This is a genomic window from Neobacillus sp. SuZ13 (assembly GCF_030123365.1).
GTDB lineage: Bacteria > Bacillota > Bacilli > Bacillales > Cytobacillaceae > Neobacillus.
In genome coordinates this window covers 4,890,587-4,912,607 of the sequence record NZ_CP126107.1, presented here as the reverse complement: position 1 = coordinate 4,912,607, position 22,021 = coordinate 4,890,587, and the positions used below count along the sequence as shown (strand labels likewise).

25 protein-coding genes are annotated in these 22,021 nt (G+C 39.3%); 22 read left to right on the top strand and 3 right to left on the bottom strand.

Translation table 11 applies throughout. The features are described 5' to 3' along the window. Position 1: 1 nt before the first annotated feature. From QNH17_RS24335 to QNH17_RS24280, 13 genes are all read left to right on the top strand, one after another. Positions 2 to 640 (top strand): Phenylacetic acid catabolic protein, encoded by a 639-nt coding sequence (locus tag QNH17_RS24335; protein WP_283875651.1) that lies wholly within the window; start codon positions 2 to 4, stop codon positions 638 to 640. Further along, positions 624 to 827, top strand: a complete 204-nt coding sequence (locus QNH17_RS30105; RefSeq protein WP_481858636.1) for a PaaD-like zinc ribbon domain-containing protein — start codon at positions 624 to 626, stop codon at positions 825 to 827. Before QNH17_RS24335 ends, QNH17_RS30105 begins: the two co-directional genes overlap by 17 nt. Continuing rightward, positions 814 to 1,674, top strand: a complete 861-nt coding sequence (locus tag QNH17_RS24330; RefSeq protein WP_283875650.1) for a 3-hydroxyacyl-CoA dehydrogenase NAD-binding domain-containing protein — start codon at positions 814 to 816, stop codon at positions 1,672 to 1,674. Before QNH17_RS30105 ends, QNH17_RS24330 begins: the two co-directional genes overlap by 14 nt. Further along, on the top strand, positions 1,664 to 2,416 hold the full coding sequence (locus QNH17_RS24325; RefSeq protein WP_283875649.1) for a 3-hydroxyacyl-CoA dehydrogenase family protein: 753 nt from the start codon (positions 1,664 to 1,666) through the stop codon (positions 2,414 to 2,416). The genes QNH17_RS24330 and QNH17_RS24325 overlap by 11 nt, the downstream gene beginning before the upstream one ends. Beyond that, positions 2,413 to 3,612 carry a thiolase family protein gene (locus QNH17_RS24320; RefSeq protein ID WP_283875647.1) on the top strand — a complete coding sequence of 400 codons (1,200 nt, stop codon included), beginning with the start codon at positions 2,413 to 2,415 and terminating at the stop codon, positions 3,610 to 3,612. The genes QNH17_RS24325 and QNH17_RS24320 overlap by 4 nt, the downstream gene beginning before the upstream one ends. 13 nt (positions 3,613 to 3,625) lie before the next feature. After that, positions 3,626 to 5,119 carry an aldehyde dehydrogenase family protein gene (locus QNH17_RS24315; RefSeq protein ID WP_283875646.1) on the top strand — a complete coding sequence of 498 codons (1,494 nt, stop codon included), beginning with the start codon at positions 3,626 to 3,628 and terminating at the stop codon, positions 5,117 to 5,119. Between the two features lie 35 nt (positions 5,120 to 5,154). Further along, on the top strand, positions 5,155 to 5,952 hold the full coding sequence (locus tag QNH17_RS24310) for an enoyl-CoA hydratase/isomerase family protein (RefSeq protein WP_283875645.1): 798 nt from the start codon (positions 5,155 to 5,157) through the stop codon (positions 5,950 to 5,952). 138 nt (positions 5,953 to 6,090) lie between these two features. After that, entirely contained in the window at positions 6,091 to 7,668 is a 1,578-nt protein-coding gene (locus QNH17_RS24305; RefSeq protein WP_283875644.1) for a benzoate-CoA ligase family protein, read from the top strand. A 327-nt stretch (positions 7,669 to 7,995) separates the two neighbouring features. After that, positions 7,996 to 9,213: an ABC transporter substrate-binding protein gene (locus QNH17_RS24300; protein ID WP_283875643.1), complete on the top strand. Its 1,218-nt coding sequence runs from the start codon at positions 7,996 to 7,998 to the stop codon at positions 9,211 to 9,213. 260 nt (positions 9,214 to 9,473) lie between these two features. Then, positions 9,474 to 10,340 (top strand): branched-chain amino acid ABC transporter permease, encoded by an 867-nt coding sequence (locus QNH17_RS24295; RefSeq protein WP_283875641.1) that lies wholly within the window; start codon positions 9,474 to 9,476, stop codon positions 10,338 to 10,340. Next, the gene (locus QNH17_RS24290) at positions 10,340 to 11,341 is read left to right on the top strand and encodes a branched-chain amino acid ABC transporter permease (RefSeq protein ID WP_283875640.1); all 1,002 of its coding nucleotides are present in this window, start codon (positions 10,340 to 10,342) and stop codon (positions 11,339 to 11,341) included. Before QNH17_RS24295 ends, QNH17_RS24290 begins: the two co-directional genes overlap by 1 nt. A 10-nt stretch (positions 11,342 to 11,351) precedes the next feature. Beyond that, positions 11,352 to 12,122 (top strand): ABC transporter ATP-binding protein, encoded by a 771-nt coding sequence (locus QNH17_RS24285; RefSeq protein ID WP_283875639.1) that lies wholly within the window; start codon positions 11,352 to 11,354, stop codon positions 12,120 to 12,122. Continuing rightward, positions 12,115 to 12,810, top strand: a complete 696-nt coding sequence (locus QNH17_RS24280) for an ABC transporter ATP-binding protein (RefSeq protein WP_283875637.1) — start codon at positions 12,115 to 12,117, stop codon at positions 12,808 to 12,810. The genes QNH17_RS24285 and QNH17_RS24280 overlap by 8 nt, the downstream gene beginning before the upstream one ends. Before the next feature lie 91 nt (positions 12,811 to 12,901). Here QNH17_RS24280 and QNH17_RS24275 read toward each other — a convergent pair whose 3' ends face one another. Next, the gene (locus QNH17_RS24275; RefSeq protein WP_283875636.1) at positions 12,902 to 14,257 is read right to left on the bottom strand and encodes an amino acid permease; all 1,356 of its coding nucleotides are present in this window, start codon (positions 14,255 to 14,257) and stop codon (positions 12,902 to 12,904) included. An 18-nt stretch (positions 14,258 to 14,275) separates the two neighbouring features. After that, the gene (locus tag QNH17_RS24270; protein ID WP_283875634.1) at positions 14,276 to 14,437 is read right to left on the bottom strand and encodes a hypothetical protein; all 162 of its coding nucleotides are present in this window, start codon (positions 14,435 to 14,437) and stop codon (positions 14,276 to 14,278) included. A gap of 230 nt (positions 14,438 to 14,667) precedes the next feature. Between QNH17_RS24270 and QNH17_RS24265 the strand changes: the two genes are divergently transcribed. Beyond that, on the top strand, positions 14,668 to 15,423 hold the full coding sequence (locus tag QNH17_RS24265) for a yteA family sporulation protein (RefSeq protein ID WP_283875633.1): 756 nt from the start codon (positions 14,668 to 14,670) through the stop codon (positions 15,421 to 15,423). Positions 15,424 to 15,478: 55 nt separating this feature from the next. On the opposite strand, the gene QNH17_RS24260 is transcribed toward QNH17_RS24265, so the two are convergent. Continuing rightward, a complete protein-coding gene (locus QNH17_RS24260) occupies positions 15,479 to 15,694 on the bottom strand; it encodes a YozQ family protein (RefSeq protein WP_098572791.1) in 216 nt (71 codons plus the stop codon). Between the two features lie 99 nt (positions 15,695 to 15,793). On the opposite strand from QNH17_RS24260, the gene QNH17_RS24255 reads away from it, so the two are divergent. The 8 genes from QNH17_RS24255 (at position 15,794) to QNH17_RS24220 (ending at position 21,840) form a co-directional block, all read left to right on the top strand. Continuing rightward, a complete protein-coding gene (locus QNH17_RS24255; protein WP_283875632.1) occupies positions 15,794 to 15,931 on the top strand; it encodes a hypothetical protein in 138 nt (45 codons plus the stop codon). Positions 15,932 to 16,052: 121 nt separating this feature from the next. Next, positions 16,053 to 16,949 (top strand): cation diffusion facilitator family transporter, encoded by an 897-nt coding sequence (locus QNH17_RS24250; RefSeq protein ID WP_283875630.1) that lies wholly within the window; start codon positions 16,053 to 16,055, stop codon positions 16,947 to 16,949. A gap of 229 nt (positions 16,950 to 17,178) precedes the next feature. After that, positions 17,179 to 18,117, top strand: coding sequence for a magnesium transporter CorA family protein (locus QNH17_RS24245; protein WP_144554624.1), 939 nt, complete (start codon positions 17,179 to 17,181; stop codon positions 18,115 to 18,117). Positions 18,118 to 18,270: 153 nt separating this feature from the next. Continuing rightward, positions 18,271 to 19,530 (top strand): S8 family peptidase, encoded by a 1,260-nt coding sequence (locus tag QNH17_RS24240; RefSeq protein ID WP_283875629.1) that lies wholly within the window; start codon positions 18,271 to 18,273, stop codon positions 19,528 to 19,530. 144 nt (positions 19,531 to 19,674) lie between these two features. Continuing rightward, positions 19,675 to 20,895 carry a tetratricopeptide repeat protein gene (locus tag QNH17_RS24235; RefSeq protein WP_283875628.1) on the top strand — a complete coding sequence of 407 codons (1,221 nt, stop codon included), beginning with the start codon at positions 19,675 to 19,677 and terminating at the stop codon, positions 20,893 to 20,895. Between the two features lie 19 nt (positions 20,896 to 20,914). Beyond that, positions 20,915 to 21,067 (top strand): hypothetical protein, encoded by a 153-nt coding sequence (locus tag QNH17_RS24230; RefSeq protein ID WP_283875626.1) that lies wholly within the window; start codon positions 20,915 to 20,917, stop codon positions 21,065 to 21,067. A gap of 102 nt (positions 21,068 to 21,169) precedes the next feature. Further along, the gene (locus tag QNH17_RS24225; RefSeq protein ID WP_283875625.1) at positions 21,170 to 21,337 is read left to right on the top strand and encodes a hypothetical protein; all 168 of its coding nucleotides are present in this window, start codon (positions 21,170 to 21,172) and stop codon (positions 21,335 to 21,337) included. Between the two features lie 104 nt (positions 21,338 to 21,441). After that, positions 21,442 to 21,840: a cytosolic protein gene (locus QNH17_RS24220; RefSeq protein WP_283875624.1), complete on the top strand. Its 399-nt coding sequence runs from the start codon at positions 21,442 to 21,444 to the stop codon at positions 21,838 to 21,840. The last annotated feature ends 181 nt before the right edge of the window (positions 21,841 to 22,021 follow it).

Here is a 22,021-nt window from a genome sequence, read left to right as displayed (position 1 = left end):
TATGAGAATAGTAAACAATGTATCTCTTATCGAACTAGCCGAAACAATTGCCGATAACAAATTTATCTTAGGTGACCGTTTGGTGGAAATTGGTATTAGCGGGCCAAATTTAGAAGCGACGCTATCATCGATTGCGATGGCCCAAGCTGAACTTGGTCATGCAAGACTAATGTATAAATGGGCAAATGAATTACAGGGGATAAATGGAAGTAAAATTGAAATTAAAAACCAAACAGGAAAGGCCTTTCCAGCGGCTGTAAATACAAATAATTGGATTTCCTTAATTGCCGGCGTTTATGCGGTCAATGTTGCGGTTAATCTCGTCATAAACGCAATAATCCTTGCCGAGAATCCCGAATTAAATGCCCCATTTAGTAAGATGCTTAAGGAACAAGAGGAACATCTCCTGTATTCGAGAAGTTGGTGTAAACAATTGCTTAATGATCGAGGGGCTGTTCCAAAAACACTAAAAGAAGAACTAGAAAAAGTATCACAAGAAGCTTTGCAATGGTTAATTCATGTGGAAAATGACAATCTGTTAACCTCTGAAAAGATCATCTTGAAAAATAGTAATCTTGTAAACGCATACAAGGAAACAATCGAAAAGTTGACAACCCTTGAGGATGTTCAGCATGTCTAATCAGATGAAATCCATCCAATGCTCCTTTTGTTCTTCGGAGAATGTAGAAAAGATTTCTTCGTTTGGGACTGCTCAACTAGTAAGACAGTACTATTGTAACAGTTGCCGTACGGTCTTTGAATATATCCGCTGGCAAGACTCACAGCCACATACTGAGAGGTGTCTAGTTCCTAATGAGGGAAATTGAAAAAATTGGTATAGTTGGTTCTGGAACAATGGGTGCGGGGGTTGCCCAGTTAATGATTCAGAACGGATATACCACGATTATGTATGATATCGACATGGAAACAGTAGGCCGGGCCCAATCAGCCATAGAGTCTAGATTAGATCGTTTTGTTGAGAAAAAAAGAATCAGTACTGTTGAAGTAAAGACAATGAAAGATCATTTGAAAACAACAGCAAATTTATCAGACTTCCATGATTGTCAGCTAGTCATTGAAGCCTCCCCAGAGAACTTGGACATCAAGCGAGCCATTTTTAAAAGATTAGAAGAGGTTTGTTCCGAAAAAACAATCTTGGCTACGAACACCTCATCCCTATCGATTACAGAAATCTCAGGACAAATCCAAACTCCAAAGCGAGTGGCCGGATTCCACTTTTTTAATCCAGCCCCAGTCATGCCATTAGTTGAAGTCATCCATGGTTTAAAAACTGATGCTGAAACAGTAAATACATTGGTGGTGTTTGCTCAGAAAATCGGTAAAAGTCCAGTGGTTTGTAAAGATACCCCTGGATTTATCGTCAATCGTGTGGCCCGTCCATTTTATGGCGAAGCCTTAAAAATAATGAATGAACAAGTAGCAACGGTGGAACAAATTGACCGCATTATGAAAAAGGCGGGAAATTTTAAGATGGGACCATTCGAACTTCAAGATTTAATCGGAATAGATATAAACTTTGCGGTAACAAAATCCGTACACAGCAGTTTTCACGGTGAGACCCGTTTCCGCCCGCATTACGTTCAAGAACGCATGGTGCAAGCGGGCAGCTTGGGAAGAAAAACGAAGGGAGGGTTCTTTTCATATGACACCTAAAGGAATTGTTGTTATAGGTGAAAACTTGTTAGCAAAAGAACTGGTTCATTCCTTTCGAAGGCGTGGGTTTAACAATGTAGTGCTCAATGATTACCAAGCAGTCCATGACGTGGATGCGGTAATTGAAACTAGTAATCTTAATTTAGAACAAAAAAAGAGGAATCTAAAAGAGATTGAAGCAAATGTACCGCCCGAGGTGCTGATATTATCTACCACGCTTGCTTTAACGGCTACTGAAGCAGCATCCTGGCTAGAGCACCCTGAAAGGCTAATTGGGTTTGGGACCTTTTCTAATTTCCATGAAGGGCAACTGATTGAAGTAGCTCCAGCCTTACAATCTGATCCGTATTATTTAAAAATTGTTGAAGAGCTTTTTCGAGCCATCGGACAGGAAACAGAAGTGGTTCAGGATGAAGTCGGCCTTGTCTATCCACGAATTCTTTCCATGATAATTAATGAAGCGGCCTTTTCACTAATTGAAGGGACAGCTTCGGTAGAGGACATTGATGAAGCGATGAAAAAAGGAACGAATTATCCCAGCGGACCATTAGAATGGGCAGAGAAGATCGGGATCGATGATGTTTATGCGGTTCTATATGGGCTTTATCGGAACCATGGAGAGGAAAGATACCGTCCTGCCCCGTTAATCCGTAAATTGGTCCATGCTGGTTGGACCGGGAAAGAATCTGGGAAGGGATTCTATTACATGCAAAATCGTCTAGTTAAGGAGTATTCCATATGAGGGATGCAGTCATAGTTGATGCCATTCGGACACCAATTGGAAAAGTAAATGGAGCGCTAACAAATGTCCGAGCAGATGATTTAGCCGGGCATGTCATGAAACAGTTACTAGCAAGAGTAAATTTGGATCGGTCTTTAATAGAAGATGTTTACTTCGGATGTACGAATCAAGCGGGGGAAGACAATCGTAATGTAGCAAGAATGGGATTATTACTAGCCGGAATTCCCGAGTCTGTGGCTGGAGTGACGATTAATCGATTATGTGGATCGGGTTTGGATGCAGTCAATCAAGCATCCGCGGCCATCAAGGCAGGGGTTGGAGATGTCTTTATAGCGGGTGGAACAGAAAACATGACCAGGGCTCCATATGTCATGATGAAACCCCACTTGTCAAACCCAAGAAGTAATCAAACGCTGTATGACACAACGATTGGCTGGCGCCTTGTGAATCCTAGCCTGGCGAAGGAATATCCTCCCATTTGTTTAGGAGAAACCGCGGAAAATGTAGCGGAAAGGTATAACATTTCCAGAGAAGAGCAGGATGAACTAGCGCTTAACAGCCAATTAAAAGCAGCCGCAGCGATTAAATCTGGACGATTCCGTGATGAAATTATTCCAATTGATATACCGCAGAAAAAAGGAGAACTGCTTGTTTTTGAAACAGACGAACATGTGCGTCCTGCCACCACTTGGGAGACACTGGCAAAGCTTAAGCCTGTATTTAAGGATGGCGGAACTGTTACGGCTGGTAACTCATCCGGAATTAATGATGGCGCAAGTGCCCTGTTAATGATGGAAAGGGATCTCGCAGAAAAGCTGGGCTTAAAACCATTAGCGCGAATCGTAACTTCTGCAGTCGCAGGGGTGGATCCTGCTTACATGGGGATTGGCCCGGTTCCTGCAACTCAGAAGGCCCTCAAAAGAGCCGGATTATCGGTTAACGATTTGGATTTAATCGAAATAAATGAAGCATTCGCTGCTCAATCTGCAGCATGCATTAACGAGCTGGGGTTTGACTTGAGTAAGGTAAATGTGAATGGAGGAGCAATTGCGCTTGGCCACCCGCTTGGCTGCAGTGGTGCCAGAATATTAACAACACTAGTCCATGAAATGCAAAAGCGTGATTGCCGTTATGGTCTAGCCACGATGTGCATCGGGGTTGGTCAAGGGATCGCCACAATTATTGAAAAAATTTAAAGGGGTTATCTAAATGTTAAAAACATCGACGTTGAAGGAAGAATACCAGTTATTAATAAATGGTGAATACAGCAACAGCAGCAATGAACAATTTTTTGACACACATAATCCTGCTACGGGTGAAGTAATAGCAAAGGTGGCAAAAGCCACGAAAGAGGATGTGGATCGTGCTGTTGATGCAGCAAGGAAGGCATTCGATACAGGTAAGTGGCCAAAACTGACACCGGCAAGAAGGGCAAGGGTTCTCAATAAAGTGGCTGATATCATGAGAGCGCGCTTCAATGAGCTAGTGGAGGTTGAGGTGTTAAATACTGGAAAAACAGTTACTGCTGCCCAAGGGCAAATTGGCCAGGCAATTGAGGATTTTGAATTTTATGCTGCGGCGATTTCTACTCATGGCGGTCGTACAAACCCAGTGCCAAACGGATTCTTTAACTATACCGTAAAGGAACCAGTTGGGGTATGTGCCCAGATTGTTCCGTGGAATTATCCACTAATGATGGCTGCATGGAAGGTAGCCCCAGCATTAGCTGCAGGCTGTACGATTATTTTAAAACCGGCAAGTTATACACCGATAACGGCATTTATGCTTGCTGATATTTGCCATGAAGCAGGAGTCCCAGCCGGTGTAGTAAATGTATTAACAGGAAGCGGCTCAGAGATTGGACCATATTTAACTGAACATCAAGGTGTCGATAAAGTAGCCTTTACTGGCGAAACCGAGACGGGGAAAGACATTATGGCACGTGCATCACAAACTCTTAAACGTGTGACCCTAGAGCTTGGCGGAAAGTCACCGAGTATTGTTTTTGATGATTGTGACTTAGAGGCGGCAGTTGCGGGGTCAATTTATGGAATATTCTACAACTCGGGTCAATCCTGTGAAGCACGTTCACGGATTTTCGTGCATGAAAACGTTTATGATGAGTTTTTAACAAGGTTCATAGAAAAAGCAAGAAAATTAAAAGTAGGAGATCCGTTTAATAAAGAAACCCACATGGGCGCATTGATATCAAAAAGCCATGAACAAACAGTCGACGGCTACGTTAAACTGGCAATCGAAGAAGGCGGGGAAATTCTGTTTGGCGGCGGCCGTCCCGAAGGACCAGAGTTTGAAAAGGGCTATTGGTATCAACCGACTATTATCGCAGGTGTCACGAATGATATGAGAATTGCTCAAGAAGAAGTATTTGGTCCTGTCGTTGTAGTGATGAAGTTTAAGGATGAATCTGAAGTCGTAAAACAAGCAAATGATTCAATCTTTGGCTTGGGTTCTGCAGTATGGACAAAGGACAATGGAAAAGCTCATCGTATTGCTGCGGGAATCCGTGCAGGAATTGTCATGATTAATAGTCCAATTTCTGCCTTCCCAGGAACACCGTTTGGAGGTTATAAACAATCTGGCTTCGGCAGGGAATTATGTATCGAAACGCTAGATTTATATACAGAAACAAAAAGTGTTGTTTCCTATATTGGAGCAAAACCACTAAATATTTTCGGAATTTAATAAAAATTTAAATAAAATTTATTGGAGGAATTAAAATGACAAATGTCCAATTAGAAACTAAGACGTTAACAGTGAAAAAAGAAAATGGAATTGCTGAGGTTCATATTCACGTCAATAAAACCAATGCCTATGATCTTGAATATTACAAAGAACTAAACGCTGCTATTGATGATATTCGTTTTGATAGTGATATTAAAGTTGCTGTTTTAATGAGTGATATGCCAAAATTCTTCTCAGCTGGAGCGAATATTAATTTCCTTAAAGCAGCAGAGCCGCGGTTTAAAACGCAATTTTGCTTATTCTGTAATGAAACATTAGATAAAATCGCCCGTTCTCCGCAAATTTGGATCGCTTGTCTTGAAGGCCACACCGTTGGTGGCGGACTAGAAATGGCATTAGCATGTGATCTGCGTTTTATGGGCGATCAAGCAGGGAAAATTGGACTGCCTGAAATTACCCTTGGCGTATTAGCGGGGACAGGTGGTACACAGCGTTTAGCCCGCCAAGTTGGCCATTCCAAAGCACTTGATTTAAACCTTACTGGGGAAACATTAACACCGCAGGAAGCATTGAATATCAAATTAGTAGACCGCGTTTATCCACAAGAAGAGACACGTGCAAAAACATTAGAATATGCTAGGAAGATTGCTTCTAGTGCAACATATGCTGCTTCTAATATTAAGCTTTCGATCATGAACGGCAAAGAAATGCCATTAAATGCAGCGATTCGCTATGAGGGTGAATTACAAAATCTATTATTCCGTTCAGAAGATGCAAAAGAAGGGCTATCAGCCTTCATTGAAAAACGTGAAGCTGAATGGGCTGGTAAGTAAAATAAAACTCGCAGGGGTTGACTCAATCGATGGGTTAGCCCTGCTGTTACGCAAATCAATAGAAGTTGTTTCCCTACTAGATTCGGCAGAAGGAATACCTGGAGTATCGAGTTCCAATTTTTCCTTGGGGGTTATAGAATGCTAGAGTCAGTTCAACAATTAAAGGGTATAAAAGATAATTTTAATAGTGCGTATCGTTTTGTAGAGGAAAATGTCCAAAAAGGTCTAGGAAATAAAGTAGCAATTTATTGTGAGGATGAGCAGGTCACCTATAGTGAGATTCTTAACAAAGCGAATAAATTTGGAAACGCTCTCAAGGAGATAGGCGTGGAACGGGAAAATCGGATCTTGCAGGTAGTCAGTGATTCACCTGAGTTTATTTACTCCTTTTTTGGTGCCGTCAAAATAGGGGCTATACCAATACCAGTAAATACTTCAATGAAACCACAAGATTACGAATACTTCCTAAATCATAGTCGTGCCAAAGTGTTGCTCATTCAAGAGGAAGTCTGGAATACAATCAAGTACGAGCGAGACCGCTTTATTTTTCTAAAAAACATCATTGTCATCTCAGAGACAGGCTATCGTAATCCCGATGCAACTGACTACTACGAGTTTATTGCTCCTGCTTCGTCTGAATTAGAGGTTGAACGAACCACTTCGGAAGATCCTGCTTTTTGGCTTTACAGCTCTGGAAGTACGGGTAATCCAAAAGGAGTTGTCCATATTCAAAGAAGTATGGAGGTAGCGTATAATAATTATGCGAAAAATATCCTTGGAATCAACGAGGATGACCGAACATTTTCTGCTTCCAAGTTATTCTTTGCTTATGGAATGGGGAACGGGATGTATTTCCCATTGGGAGCAGGTGCTTCAACCGTATTATTGAAGGATCGCCCAACACCAGAAAACATTTTTGCAACGATTGAAAAACAAAAGCCAACAATCTTTTTCGGCGTACCTACATTGTTTGGGGCGTTGATTCAATATGTTGAAAAAACGGGAATCATTCCAGACCTTTCATCTGTTAGAATTTGCGTATCCGCAGGTGAAGCGCTGCCAGCAACCTTTATTAGAAAGTGGAAGCAGTTGTTTAATTTGGATATTTTAGATGGCATTGGTTCAACAGAAGCCTTGCACATTTTTCTGTCCAATCAAATGGGTCAAATTAAAGAAGGAAGTACGGGGATGGTTGTTCCGGGATACAACGTAAAAATCGTCAATGAAGAATCGATGCCAGTGGCTGTAAATGAAATTGGCGACCTTGTTATTAAAGGTGATAGTGTTAGTATTGGTTATTTTTGTAATTTGGCTGAGAATCAAAGTAAATTCCACGGTGAGTGGATGTATACAGGGGATAAATATTTTCAAGATGAAGAAGGATATTTTTGGTACTGCGGCCGCTCAGATGATATGTTGAAGGTAGGCGGAATTTGGGTTTCACCGATAGAAATTGAAACTACCCTGTTCCAACATGAGAAAGTTCAGGAGGTTGCAGTCGTCGGTGCTAAAAATGAGAATAACCTTGTTTACCCGAAGGCATTTATTGTTTTACGGGATGGGGTCGAGCCGTCCGATGACTTAAAGACAGATCTCAAACTCTATGTAAAACAAAACCTAGCACCTTATAAATATCCTAGGGAAATCGAATTTATCTCAGAATTGCCTAAAACAACAACGGGTAAAGTCCAACGGTTTAGGTTAAAACAAGCATAAAATTATATATTGTCACTAAATAGCCAGTTAAAGTTCCTGGCTATTTTTTTGTCTTTTGGTATGTGAAGGTGGTAGTAATAAATGCCTGATATATAATGTGAATTTTTTTCGTTAGTAATAAAAACATAAGTGATTTATCAAAGATAATTATGAAAAAAACTGATAAATACGTAAAAAATTCATTATGAAATATTTATTAGTGTAAAAAAAAGGTATTGTAAATAAACGAGGTAAACAATATAATAATATTAGAAATGTTCAAAATATTTGAAATAAGGAGGATAAATATTTATTTTTGGAAGCGTTAACAAAAAACAGGGGGTAATTATGAAAAATTTTAAAAGAAATGGATCTATTTTGATTCTATTAGTTCTATTACTTTCGGCATGTAGTTCTGGTGCTATTAACACTTCTACTTCCAAAGAGAAAACAAAAGGGAAAACCAATGATAATTCTCCAATCAAAATCGGGGCATTGCTTCCTTCCACAGGTGTTTATGCATCTCTAGGTGAAAATCTATTAAATGGTATGAACCTTTACTTTGAAGAAAAAAACTTTGAGATTGCAGGCAAAAAGATTGAGATAATCCATGAAGATACAGAGGCAGATCCACAGGTGGCGTTAAGAAAGCTTAGAAAATTAACGGATCAAGATCAAATCGATATCTTAACAGGACCTGTTAGTACGGCTGTTGCGTATGCTATCCGTGATGAAGTAGACAGCAAAAAACTTCCGTTTCTTGATTCCCATGCTGGAGGGAATGATCTAACTAGAGCCAAGCGAAGCAATTACATTTACCGCTCCTCCTTTAGTTCATGGCAAATTGGTCATTCTATGGGTGAATGGGCATATAAAAACGTAGGTAAGAAAATCTATGTTACCGCAGCAGATTATGCATTCGGTCACGAAGTCGCAGAGGCCTTTAAGGAAGCGTACACAAAAGCGGGCGGTCAGATTGCTGGGGAAGTGTATCCACCACTAGGAAACAATGACTATTCTTCTTATCTGGGCAAAATGAATCAGAAAGGTATTGATGGTATCTATGCCTTCTATGCTGGTAGTGATGCGGTTCGATTTGTTCAGCAATATGATCAATATGGATTAAAAGGGAAGATACCGCTAATTGGCTCAGGCTGGCTTACTGCCGAAGATACTCGTCCGCAGCAAGGCACTTCACCGGATGGAATTAAGGCCTCGATTTTCTGGGATTACAGTATAGATACGCCAGAAAATAAGGCATTTGTACAAGCCTACGAAAAGAAATACAACAAACGTCCAAGTATTGAATCAGCTGAGGGATATGATGCGGCTATGATTCTGGCGGAAGCCATTAAAAAGTTAGATGGCGATGTTTCCGATCCAGATAAGTTGGTTGAAACAATTTCTGAGATTAAAATTAACAGTCCTAGAGGACCGATTAAGTTTGATAAAGAAACGCATAATGTGATTCAAAATCTTTATATCGTTGAAACAGGTATTGTTAATGGAAAAACAGAGAATAAGGTAATTGATACCATTCCTCAAGTCGTAGACCCAGGGAAATAAAATTAAATAAATCAATAGAGATGATGAAAGAGGCAGGAAATCCTTTGCCTCTTTCTTTTAAAAATTGGCTGTGTGTTATAGCAAGTTGATTGGAGCGGAAGGCACGAAGACTCCTGCGGGAGGACGGGGCAGGGGAGACCCCGCAGGCGCATGCGCCGAGGAGGCTCCCCGGACCGCCCGCGGAAAGCGAAGTGCCTGGAGTGGAAATCAACAGTCAAGTTTAACAGAGCCTAAAAATTAGGGATAAGGAGGCTAAACATTTGAATGCTCTTCTTCTACAATTGATGAATGGACTAAGCTATGGAGTATTACTTTTTATTATCACAAGTGGGATTACCATTGTTTTTGGTATATTGGGTGTCTTAAACCTGGCACATGGTTCTTTGTATGTACTAGGTTCCTATATAGGATACTCGCTAATCATGGAAGCAGGCTTGCCATTTTGGGTTGCCTTAATGGCAGTACCGATCCTAATTGCCATCATAGGCTTAGTATTGGAAATTGTTATGCTCCGGCCTACATACAAGCTAGGGCACCTTTCTCAGGTGTTATTAACCTTCGGATTGGCATATATTTTTCACGACATTTTTTCAATGATGTGGGGAAAAAATATTCTAGTTGTCAACCCGCCGGAAGCACTTAACGTTTCAGTAGAAATTGCCGGTAATGCCATTCCAGCATACCGCCTCGCCTTAATTGTGATTGGAATTGTATTGGCTATTCTCTTATGGTACACCCAGGAAAAAACTAAATGGGGAGCAGTGATCCGAGCAGGATTGTCTGATAAAGAAATGGTTGGTGGATTAGGAGTTAACATTCATTTTGTGTTTACTTGCGTCTTTTTCTTAGGAAGTTTAATGGCAGGTTTAGGCGGTGTCCTTGGTTCACCGATTTTAGGAGTTTTTCCAGGAATGGAGTTCCAAATTCTCATTTTGTCTCTGGTTGTACTTGTAGTTGGCGGACTAGGTTCGGTCATGGGAACGTTTATTGCCAGTTTACTAGTAGGCTTTGTTGAAACTTTTAGCCGTTATTTCGTACCTGAATTAAGTTTAATTATTACGTTTGCGTTAATGGCATTGGTACTAGTGGTTCGCCCGCAAGGTCTTACCGGCAGGAGGGTGGCGTAATGAAGATGGGTCCAGTCAAAGGAACACTATTATTTTTGTTAATGGTTCTTGTTCCATTCTTTCTATCTATTTATTACGTAAATATTTTATCAGAAATACTTATTCTTAGTATTTTTGCTGTTAGCTTAAATATTTTAGTTGGGCAGACAGGTTTGGTTTCATTAGGTCACGCTGCTTTCTTCGGTGCTGGTGCGTATGCAACGGGCTTAGCTGCACTAAAGTTCAGCACCAACATTTTTATCACAATTGGAATAGGGCTTATATTTGCCCTTTTATTAGCACTCATCATTGGCCTGCTTTCTACTAAAGCACATGGATTTTATTTTTTAATGCTCACACTTGCCTGTTCACAAATCTTTTACTCTATTGTTTATCAATGGACAAATGTTACCGGGGGGTCGAACGGATTATCAGGTATCGCACCGGTAGATTTAGTTGGCGGCCTCAGGCTTTCAAATCAAGTGTTTGTCTACTACTTTATCCTTGTTGTGATTGCCATTCTTCTATTCATTTTGAGCCGATTTTTACATTCCCCATTAGGAACTGTTTTTATTGGTATTAAAGAAAATGAAGAACGGATGAAATCAATTGGTTATAATACGGCGTTATATAAGAACATTAGCTTTTTAATTGCTGGTACCATTGGCGGGTTAGCTGGAGGTTTATACGTTGTATTTAACGGATTTATTTCGCCAAATGACGTTTATTGGACGGCATCTGGGTCTGTGTTAATCATGGTATTAATCGGCGGGGTTGGAACGTTATGGGGTCCAGTCATTGGAGCAGCCTTTATCGTTATTTTAGAAACCATTATTAGTTCTTATACAGAAAATTGGATGATGATTATTGGGGCTGCCTTTATATTATTTGTTATATTTGCCCCTAATGGGATTGTCGGTATTTTTAATAGTCTAAAAAGAACTTTATTTAAACGCCAAAAGCTTGAACATGAGACATCGAAAATAATCCAAATGAAGCAAGAAACTAAAATGGATGGATAGGTGAAGCTGGATGAAGAAGGAAAAGATTCTTTCGCTAAAAGGCCTTTCAAAACATTTTGGCGGAATTAAGGTGATCGAGGATGTTACATTAGAAGTCAGCAGAGGTGAACGAGTGGGGCTGATTGGACCCAATGGTGCTGGTAAATCAACTTTATTTAATATGATTGCCGGAGATTTAGAACCTTCAGGGGGAACGATTAGCTATTTTGAAGAACCGATTAATCGCTTGCCTAATTATAAACGGACAGAGCAAGGAATTGTCCGGACATTCCAAAAAAACAATTTAATGATGGGTTTAACTGTTAAAGAGAATTTGCTGCTAGTTTTACAGCGAATCAATAAAAAACATACCCAATGGTGGAAACAAGTTAATAAGAAAAATTATCCTTCCCTATTTGAAAAAGTAGATAAACTCCTGTATGAGTGGGGATTGCAAGAATATAGCCATTTGAAGGTCAAAGATTTATCTTATGGTGTCCAACGGCAAATTGAGATTATTATGGCCATTGCGGGTAAACCCAAGCTGCTTTTATTGGATGAGCCGACTGCTGGGATGTCTCAAGTGGAAACGGATCAAATCATTGCTTTAATTAATAAATTATCGTCAGAGGTAACAATTATGATGATTGAACACGATATCGAGGTGTTATTTGGTAATATGGACCGAGTGATTGTGCTTCATGCCGGGACATTAATAGCGGATGGAAGTCCAGAAGTGGTAAGGGAAAATCCTCTTGTAAAAGAAATCTATATGGGAAAGGAGGAAATGATCAATGCTTAGCTTACAGGGTGTTCATAGTTACTATGGTGCCAGCCATATCCTTCATGGAGTCAACCTAGAGGTGAAAAAGGGAAGTGTGGTAACGCTGCTTGGCAGGAATGGCATGGGAAAAACAACGACTATTCATTCAATCATTGGTTTTGTCACCAAAAAAGAAGGTGATATCGTATTTGAAGGAGAAAATGTTATAAAATTGAAAAGCCACCAAATTGCCAATAAAGGCATCGGGATTGTACCTCAGGGACGAAGAATTTTCACCAACCTGACCGTACATGAAAATTTAAGTGTTTTCGCTAATAAAAACCATGGGGACTGGAGCTTGGAACGAATTTTTGATCTATTCCCGCGGTTAAAGGAAAGAGAAAAGACTCATGCCGGAAATCTAAGCGGCGGTGAGCAATCCATGCTATCCATTGGCCGGGCGTTAATGAGGAATCCAAAAATCCTCCTCCTTGATGAACCCACAGAAGGGCTTTCTCCGCTAATGGTCGGAGAAGTAATGGATGTTCTTTTAAAATTAAAGGAAACAGGTATGTCGATGCTTTTAGTCGAGCAAAACATTGCTACCGCCTTAAGTATTGCTGACGATGTTTATATTCTTAATAAAGGTGAAGTTGTCTATCATGATCATCCTAATGAACTTAGGAAAAATATGAATATTGCTTACCACCATCTGGCTATAAGTTAAGTTCTGTTCTCATAAACGGAGGCCTCCTCAAAAGGTCATTAAGTAATGAACTTTTGAGGAGGCCTTTTCTATGACTTTTTGTTGTTAATTTCTACGCAGTAGGCCATGGGCTAAGCACTTTTTTCTTCGACTTTTTCCATTTAAACTGCATGAATAAAGTAATCACTCCTATGATGCCAAGAAAGGCCAGGCTAATAAAAAAGCCAGGTCTGCTTGTTTCATGAAAAAGAGTACCGCTGACGGCAATTAAAATAAACAAGGCGCCAATGGAATACATGATTTTTTCCTTCAGCTTTAACTCTAAGATTTTTCGAGAGGATGCCAGTATAAAGAGCCAATTATAAAGGAGCATTAAGGCGGCACCTGTGGTAACCCACTCATAAATTTTATTAGGCAAAACCAAGGCTGAAACAACCGAGGCAGTTATTCCTAACATGGTAATAAGCAGCGATGCCAGCGGGACCTTTAATTTCCCTGGCTTTGAAAAACATGCAGGTGCATCACCCTCTTCTCCAAGGGTAACTAGCACGCTTGTTACGCCATAAAGAGAAGCAGTCATTGTTGAAAATCCTGCAATAATTAATGTTGCATTAAAAAAATGAGGAACAAAGGAAAGATGGTATGCATTTAAAGCGACAACAAAGGTACTTTCCTTTGTGTTAAAATGATTCCAAGGAACAATAATGACTGCAAGACCAATCGATACTACATAGATGATCATAAGTGTAAACAACATGACTTTTCCTGCTTTTGGAGCTTCCTTGGGATCCTTTAAATTGGTTGCCATTAATCCAAGAATTTCGATGCCCCCGAAAGCATAGAAAGCAAAAATGACTGCTGACCATAAGCCTTTCAAACCATGGGGCATAATTTCTTTTTGTGTATTCGGATACTGAATAGGGCGATCACCATCGATCACCCCAAAAATGGCGAGAAATGCAATCACAATAAACATTAATATTGCTGAGATTTTTAAGACTGCAAGTATATTTTCTAGCTTATTTAAGACCTTTACTCCAATTAATATCACTACTAGTCCTAAAACTGCGTAAATAGTAGCAAATATCCATAAGGGGATTTTTGGAAGCCAAAATTGGGAAAAAATCGAAAGCGCCGTCATTTGGCTTCCCATGATTAACACTTCTGATGACCAGTAGACCCAACCGCTGCTGAATCCGGCCCACCTGCCATAGGCTTTCTTCGCATACGACCGAAACCCGCCTTGTAAGGGTTCTTGGGACGTCATTTTGGATAAAGCATCATAGACGAAATATGTCCCAAGGGCAGCAACTATAAAGGCAACTAAGATCGATGGACCTGTCATTTTAATTGCTAAGCCTGAGCCAAGGAAGAAACCTGTTCCAATCGTACAGCCCACGCCAAACAAAGAGAGTTGCCACCATTTCATGTCACTCTTCTCATTCCCGCCGGAATTGGATTTACTCATCGACATCCTCCTTTTTCTCTAAATATCTCTACCCGTCGCGCCTGGTGATTTGTCGGTATTATCTTGATTATTATATTCTGCATCATTAAGCCCAGGCTTTTGTTTCCTGTTCCCGCCTAAATAGGTTGATTGATGCTCCTTTTGCTCTTGTCTGAATTTGTCAAAGTTTTCATTAACCACACAATCTCCTCATTTCTCCTAGTTAAGATATTTCTTAAGATATACTCCTGTCCATTTCTTATTCAGTTAATAAACAATCCTGCAGTTAGGTTTTTGATGGAATTAAATTTTCATTACATAATCAACCACGAAAAAAATGAAAATAGAAGAGAAAGATAAAAACAATAAATATAAAAGTGAAATAGATGGAGCAAGATACTTAGCGCTTTTCATTGAAAGGGGTTTAGCACATGTTATCGACACAGCAACTTGCTGAGTTACGTTTACAATTGTTACAAGAAAAAAGTGAGGTAGAAGAACATATAGAACAAAATGATCACTTTGGATTGGAAAGAGGGCATTTTCATGAGTCGATGGGGGAGTTATCCAGCTATGATAACCACCCAGCTGATGAGGGAACAGAATTATATGAACGTGAGAAAGATATTGCTTTAAATGAACATTATCAATTTCAACTCAGAAATATCGATCACGCTTTGGAGGCAATGGAAAATGGCACTTATGGAACCTGCGAAGTATGCGGTAAGGAGATTCCTTTAGAACGTTTACAGGCATTGCCAAATACAACCTATTGTATTGAGCACAGTCCCGATCAGGTTACTTCACACAAGCGCCCCGTGGAAGAAGGCGTTTTGATGCCGCCCTTTGGTAAGTTTGATATGGACGAAAAAGATGAGAACGTTGCTTTTGATGCAGAAGATTCTTGGCAGACTGTTGCCGCGTGGGGCACATCCGAGACTCCTTCCGATTTAGCCTTTCCACAGGATAGTTATAGTGATATCTATACTGAAGCAGACGAAAACATTAGCTATGTCGAGGACTATGAAAATTTTGTTGGAAATGACATGTATGGAAATAATATCAAGGTTTATCCAAACCCGCAGCATGAAAGTTACGAAGATGCCCTTGATGAGGAAGGCATCATGACCAGTTTTGGTGATTTACCCGCCTTTGAACACGATCCTTACGTTGATGATGATAAATAATGGGGACACAAAAAGAGAAAACAGCTTCCATAGAGAGCTGTTTTCTCTGATTTTATTATTTATCGTAGCCTTTTTGCGGTATTGGTATATCCTTACCGTTCACATCATCAATGACCGCTCCAATTTCACCTTCAGTATAGGTGTCACTGGCTTGCTCATGCGTAGTTGCTATCCCGGCAGATAGATCATCCGTTTCTTGATAATAACTGGGATGATAGAAACTGCCTGCCAATTCTTTCTTAGGATTTGCTTTTTGATTCTTATTGTCCATCCTGTATTCCTCCCTTTCAATGTTTGATACAAGGGTATTTTTTTCTTTTTTCCACAGGATTACTCCTAATAAAAAATAAATCTAACTGGAGGTACCGTAATGAACAAAAAAGATGAGTTTCCATCACGAGAAGAATTAGATGAGGCGTTTCATTTTCTTCATGATCAAATTAACAAAATATCTGTAGTTGAAGAAGTGGAAATGGTGAAGGGAGAAATGGAAGGCCAGGAAGGATAAGGACATACATATTTTGACTGGCTGCAACATAGCTTGAAGCGGGTAAGACTTTTTCTCTAGACCCATCATGGATGCATTTGCTATGATTTCTAGAGGTATTTTTAAAGGTGGTTTACATATTATGGAAATGAGAGAAACTTTGGCTAAAAAAGTGGCCTGGATTAGTGTAATTAGTAACATTATTCTTACATTAGGAAAAATAATCATTGGATTGGTTGGAAATAGTGACGCAGTTTTCGCAGATGGGATACATTCAGCAGCAGATGTGTTTGCATCAGTGATTGTATTATTAGTTATAAAAATTGCTAATAAGCCAGCCGATGATGAACATCCATATGGACATGGAAAGGCAGAAGTCATTGTTTCTGGGATAATCGGGATCTTGCTCTTTCTGGTTGCCATTTATGTGGTTTACGAAGGGATTAGCGGTTTCTTTCATGAAGTGGAATCACCGAGCTTTTTGGCGATGTGGGTGGCCCTCTTTTCTTATGTGACTAAAGTTATTCTGTATCGAAGTTCATTAAAAGTGGCAAAGGAAAATAAGAGTAAAGCCATTGAGGCCATTGCATTTGATCATAAAGCAGATATTGTGGCATCAATTGCGGCTGCAATCGGGGTGCTCCTTTCGATTACAGGCAGCCGGTTTGATATTCACTTTTTATTATACGGAGACAAAGCCGCAAGTATTTTTGTCGCTTATTTGATTTTTAAAATCGCTAAGGAAATGTTAACAGAGGCATTTGATATCTTACTGGAACGGAACATTGATACAGAGACATTACAAGAATACGTTGCAGTTGTGAAGGAATTCAATGAAGTAAAACGAATTGACCGAATTAGAGCGAGAGAACTTGGTCATTATGTATTGGTGGATTTGCGTATCTCGATCGATCATTATAAAACCATCAAGCAGGGACATGATTTGGCAAAAGCGATCAAACAAAAACTGATGGATAAGAACGATAATATTCAGGAAGTTTTGATACATTTAAATCCTTTTTTTGCAGAAGATGAATAAATTCAGAAAAACTCCTTTGTACTTTCAGTGATTAGGGTTTATGATAGGATAGGAAATAAAAATAGTTAGAGGGAGTTGATATTTTTGAGTTATTCCGTAGACCCGGACCCAAGTAGTAGGTGTGGGGAAGTCAATGTGATCTTTGAATGGATTGAAATGAATAGCAAGAATATCAACTCTAGAAAAGGTTGTTGGCTTCCTCGAACAAAGTGAGTGAGGAGGTTAAATCATGCTGGAAATTTTTAAAAGTACAGAGACAAAAGTTTTAGAAACAGTTAATGTCATATCAAAAGGGTGCTGGGTTAATATGTATTCCCCAACCCAAGAAGAAATCAATAAGGTGTCAATGGAAGCCCAGGTCGATGTAGATATCATTAAAGATGCACTCGATGATGAGGAACGTCCGAGGATTGAACGAGACGATGGCCGCGTGTATATCATTGTCGACTTTCCTTATATCGTTCATGATGAAAATGGATTTGCAGGATATGAGACCATTCCGATCGGTATTATTCTAACAGATGACTGTATCATTACGGTTTCATTAAAGGATACCCCCATATTAGAAGAATTTCGGAAAAACAGAGTAAAAGAGTTTTTCACGTTTAAAAAGACACGTTTTGCTTTGCAAATATTATTCGTTATTTCTTCGTATTATTTACGTTATTTAAAACAAATTAACAAGAAAACAAATGAAATTGAACATGTCGTTCATCAGTCATTAAAAAATAAAGAATTGTTCGCCTTTCTAGCATTAGAGAAAAGTTTGGTTTACTTTACGACTTCCCTAAAGTCGAATAAAGTTGTCCTCGATAAGATCCTGCGATTTAATTATTTAAAAATGTACGAAGAAGACAAGGACTTATTAGAAGACGTTATTATTGAAAAAACACAGGCGATTGAGATGGCCGAAACCTATCGTTCCATTTTAACCGGAATGATGAATGCTTTCGCCTCCATTATTTCCAATAACCTAAACATCGTCATGAAGTTCCTAACTTCGATTACGATTATCTTATCCTTCCCAACAATGGTGGCGAGCTTTTATGGGATGAATGTGGATATCCCTTTGCAGCACGCTACCCATTCGTATGCCATACCACTAGTAATCTCGGCATTTTTAACGAGTTTAACAGCTTTTATTTTTTGGAAAAAGAAATATTTTTAGAAACCAGTCCATCATTGGACTGGTTTTTTTTATTAAAAACTAAAAATTTTCCCAACTTTTTAGTTTGGCTCGTTTGATATGTAACCGAGATATTTTGAATAGTATTAAGAATCAGCGTTGGCTTTTATTCTGGTTGGAGGAGGAGTTTTTTTATTGAAGAAAAGGAGAATCGTAGGATCTGTATTACTTAGCTTCATCATGGGAATTTCGATGTTTGCCACCGGAGCATTCGGACAGCAAACAAATGGCCAGGAAACTTATCGGGTGTTAATTCAAGGTCCCGCTTCTGAAAAGGCAAAAGCGAAGGCGAGCTTCGGAACCCGCTGGGATTTCGCAAGCAAAGGGTTTACTACCAACGTAAATGCACAACAATATCAAGCCCTATTAAATAACAAGAATTTATCTATTGAGAGAATACCAGAATTACAGTTCATATCTAAGACAGATTTAGCGGCAAAGCCGGGAGGGACAGCAGTTACAGGTCCTAGTGATCAAACACCATGGGGCATTCAAGCCATTTACAATGATCCAGCGATTGCAAGAACTTCAGGTGGAAACGGAATTAAGGTAGCGGTCCTTGATACGGGTGTCAATGTAAATCATGTGGATTTAAAGAGCAATGTTGAGCAATGTAAGGATTTTTCCCAAAATAAAGTCTCATTGGTTGAGGGAAGTTGCGCGGATGGAAATGGGCACGGGACGCATGTTTCCGGAACGGTTTTGGCCAACGGCGGTACTGGTCAGGGAATTTACGGGGTAGCACCTGAAGCTGAGCTCTGGTCCTATAAAGTGTTAAACAACCGTGGCAGTGGATACTCCGATGATATTGCAGCGGCCATTCGAAAAGCAGCAGATGAAGCAACACGAACTGGATCACATGTGATTATATCGATGTCGCTTGGGTCTAGCGTAAAAGATTCTCTCATCTCAAGTGCAGTTGATTATGCCTATGGAAAAGGTGTATTAATTATTGCTGCTGCAGGAAATGACGGACCTGGAACCAACACGATAGGCTATCCTGGTGCACTAGTAAATGTAGTTGCAGTTGCCGCCCTGGAAAACGTTCAGGAAAATGGAACCTACCGTGTAGCCGATTTTTCATCGCGTGGAAATCCGAGTACTGATGGTGACTTTGTAATTCAAGAGCGGGATGTGGAGGTTTCTGCACCAGGTAGGGCAATTGAGTCTACTTGGAATGATGGAAGTTACAACACTATTAGTGGCACATCGATGGCAACACCGCACGTATCTGGGCTTGCTGCAAAGATTTGGTCAGCTAACCCTACCAAGTCCAATGATCAGCTTCGCACAGAACTCCAAAATCGTGCAAAACTATATGATATTAAAGGCGGTTCAGGGGCAGCAACAGCTGATGATTACGCATCAGGATTTGGTTTTCCAAGAGTCAAGTAAATCTTGAAAGGGGTCATCAGGTTGTTTTGACTGATGACCTTTTGGAATTGAAGTCTAAATCTTTAAAATAGTTAGAAAAGTACTGTTGGAAAAATACCATTTGATGTAAAATAGGAAAAAAAGAAAGGTTTGTCTGGTGGCAATATGGAATATGGAGCCCTGATTAAATTTTATCGAACGCAAAGAGGAATAACACAAGCAGAGCTTTCAAAGGGAATATGTTCTGTCCCGCATTTAAGTAAAATTGAAAACAACTCAAAAGAAGCAAATGAAGGGACGATCTCTCTTTTACTAAAGCGTCTAAATATTGGCCTCGAAGAGATGGAGGAGCAGGAAGAAGAAATTAAATCCTTATTAAAAGGACTTGACGAGAAGATTAATTTTTATCTTAGAAATGAAATAGAAGAATATTATCAAAAACTTATGGAAATTGAACATCTGATCCCATTCTCTAAATATATTTATATTTATGAATTGTATAAGTTCCGCTATTTAATTTTTAAAGGCCAAGTGGATGAAGCTGATGGTCAAAGAGCACTTTTATATAAGCAAAAGAAAAATTTTTCCCAACATGAAGACCATTTATTTCGCTATTATAATGCGATATTCTTAATGTGGAAGGGTCAATATCAAAATGCAGATGAAATCCTCGATGCCTTACATACAGAAAACAATAAAGAAACAACCAGTGGTGAATTTCTGTACCATCGATCTCTTGTAAAAAGTTCACTAGAGCTTTCAGGACATGCCATCCATTTCGGAAAAATGGCACTGCAAATATTTATGAATCAGCACAACTTCATCAGAATACTCCACACACTTATGCTGTTAGGTATTAATTATACCCATTCCAATATTTACGAAGAAGCCCAAGAGTGTTTTCAACATTTAATCCGCAATGCAGAATTACTAAGAAAAGATAAGTTACTTCCCCAAATCTATCATAATATGGGCCATTTGCAATTTAAAATGAAAAATGCAAAGGAAGCACTATTCTATTATGAAAAGAGTTTGGCCCTGCAGCCAAACAAAAACCAGCATTATCTAGTAACTCTATATGCAATTGGGGAGCTTCACCATTCTCTCAAATCATTTGAGAAAGCGAAACTTTGCTTCCAAGAAGTGAACCTACTTTCAAAAGAACTATCCGTAAAAAAATACCGAATCTTAGCAGACTATTATCTCCTTCATCTAGCATCTCCTGTAAAAGCATTCAAATATTTAGAAGCGAAGGTCATTCCCTACCTGGAAGAGGAAAATGAACATAGCGAAGACTTAACGCATTTTTATAAAATGCTTGCCGACTATTACACTCAAAAGGGTCTGGTTATTGATGCAGTAAAATATTTAAATAAAATAATTTAAGGTTTAGGAGGCAATTTTAATGAAAAAGTTTGTTGTCCTATTGTTTTCGATCTCATTGGTTGCACTTTTCACTACTGCAAAGGATGTGAAAGTGTCAACGTCAAATAGTGATGTGGCCATTTCCACAGAAGATAATGTATTGAACCATCCAATTCAACCTCCGATCGGCTGATTGTAAATCCCTGAAATTATCAGGGATTTTTTTATGATTTGAATGTTTTCAATAATTACGGAGACAATACTAGGAAAATATGATTATGAAGAGGTGCGTAGTATGAAAAAGGGGGAAAAAAAGCAATCCCTGACGGAATATGAAAGTAAATCCTCCCAAGACCTTTATGGACTTGAGCCAAATATGAGTCTACAGTCAGTGAATTTTGCTCCAAGTGAAAATCCACTCCTAAATGAGCATACTGAATTAGAAGATAAGCATTGTGATTAATACTGTTTTATAAATTTTAAGATAGAAAGAATGAAACCAACTAGGAGTAGGGCAAGATAAAAGCATGTGTTGTTTTATTTCTGTGAAGTTTTAAGGAGGAAATCATGAAATCATTTGTTGTCGGATTCCATCAAGAAGATAATGTAGATAGTATGCAAATTCAAAAACTAAGCCAGGCCGATTTTACGAAAGCAACGGAAGGTGGGACTAGGCATTTATTCGAGCTCGACACGAACATTGGCCTATTTGTGTTTTTTGATGCAGAAGATGTGGACGGTGACCTGTCTTATATGGTCTTGCACTATGAAGAAGACAATGAAGATCCAGTCGGCTGCTATTCCTTCCAATTGAAGGACTTTTATGAATTTATGGCGTTGTTCTTAAATGACATGGAATTTAACGAGGAACCTGATGATGAAGACCAAGAAGAATATGGCCCAATTCATCATTTAGCCCATTTATTGTTCCATGTTGTTGAAGAAGGGAAGGATATTGCGGTATAAATAGCTGAGTTATTGATAGAGGACACCTAAATTAGGTGTCCTTTGTTGGTTTTTTTTCTGAAATGGGAACTCTAAGAGTTATATTTTTTAGCTTATGGGCGAATTTCGTTGTTTAATGAGCGAATTTCATCAATCATCGAGCGAATTTTCATGTTCAATGGGCGAATCTAGATACTTTATG

Bases quoted from the DNA above. Each gene is read 5' to 3' on its own strand.
- QNH17_RS24305 (WP_283875644.1), top strand. From the start codon at position 6,091: ATGCTAGAGTCAGTTCAACAATTAAAGGGTATAAAAGATAATTTTAAT.
- QNH17_RS24315 (WP_283875646.1), top strand. From the start codon at position 3,626: ATGTTAAAAACATCGACGTTGAAGGAAGAATACCAGTTATTAATAAAT.
- QNH17_RS24260 (WP_098572791.1), bottom strand. From the start codon at position 15,694: ATGGACAATAAGAATCAAAAAGCAAATCCTAAGAAAGAATTGGCAGGC.
- QNH17_RS24310 (WP_283875645.1), top strand. From the start codon at position 5,155: ATGACAAATGTCCAATTAGAAACTAAGACGTTAACAGTGAAAAAAGAA.
- QNH17_RS24225 (WP_283875625.1), top strand. From the start codon at position 21,170: ATGAAAAAGGGGGAAAAAAAGCAATCCCTGACGGAATATGAAAGTAAA.
- QNH17_RS24275 (WP_283875636.1), bottom strand. From the start codon at position 14,257: ATGAGTAAATCCAATTCCGGCGGGAATGAGAAGAGTGACATGAAATGG.
- QNH17_RS24255 (WP_283875632.1), top strand. From the start codon at position 15,794: ATGAACAAAAAAGATGAGTTTCCATCACGAGAAGAATTAGATGAGGCG.
- QNH17_RS24330 (WP_283875650.1), top strand. From the start codon at position 814: ATGAGGGAAATTGAAAAAATTGGTATAGTTGGTTCTGGAACAATGGGT.
- QNH17_RS24285 (WP_283875639.1), top strand. From the start codon at position 11,352: ATGAAGAAGGAAAAGATTCTTTCGCTAAAAGGCCTTTCAAAACATTTT.
- QNH17_RS24325 (WP_283875649.1), top strand. From the start codon at position 1,664: ATGACACCTAAAGGAATTGTTGTTATAGGTGAAAACTTGTTAGCAAAA.
- QNH17_RS24265 (WP_283875633.1), top strand. From the start codon at position 14,668: ATGTTATCGACACAGCAACTTGCTGAGTTACGTTTACAATTGTTACAA.
- QNH17_RS24220 (WP_283875624.1), top strand. From the start codon at position 21,442: ATGAAATCATTTGTTGTCGGATTCCATCAAGAAGATAATGTAGATAGT.
- QNH17_RS30105 (WP_481858636.1), top strand. From the start codon at position 624: ATGTTCAGCATGTCTAATCAGATGAAATCCATCCAATGCTCCTTTTGT.
- QNH17_RS24320 (WP_283875647.1), top strand. From the start codon at position 2,413: ATGAGGGATGCAGTCATAGTTGATGCCATTCGGACACCAATTGGAAAA.
- QNH17_RS24230 (WP_283875626.1), top strand. From the start codon at position 20,915: ATGAAAAAGTTTGTTGTCCTATTGTTTTCGATCTCATTGGTTGCACTT.
- QNH17_RS24245 (WP_144554624.1), top strand. From the start codon at position 17,179: ATGCTGGAAATTTTTAAAAGTACAGAGACAAAAGTTTTAGAAACAGTT.
- QNH17_RS24300 (WP_283875643.1), top strand. From the start codon at position 7,996: ATGAAAAATTTTAAAAGAAATGGATCTATTTTGATTCTATTAGTTCTA.
- QNH17_RS24290 (WP_283875640.1), top strand. From the start codon at position 10,340: ATGAAGATGGGTCCAGTCAAAGGAACACTATTATTTTTGTTAATGGTT.
- QNH17_RS24235 (WP_283875628.1), top strand. From the start codon at position 19,675: ATGGAATATGGAGCCCTGATTAAATTTTATCGAACGCAAAGAGGAATA.
- QNH17_RS24335 (WP_283875651.1), top strand. From the start codon at position 2: ATGAGAATAGTAAACAATGTATCTCTTATCGAACTAGCCGAAACAATT.
- QNH17_RS24250 (WP_283875630.1), top strand. From the start codon at position 16,053: ATGGAAATGAGAGAAACTTTGGCTAAAAAAGTGGCCTGGATTAGTGTA.
- QNH17_RS24280 (WP_283875637.1), top strand. From the start codon at position 12,115: ATGCTTAGCTTACAGGGTGTTCATAGTTACTATGGTGCCAGCCATATC.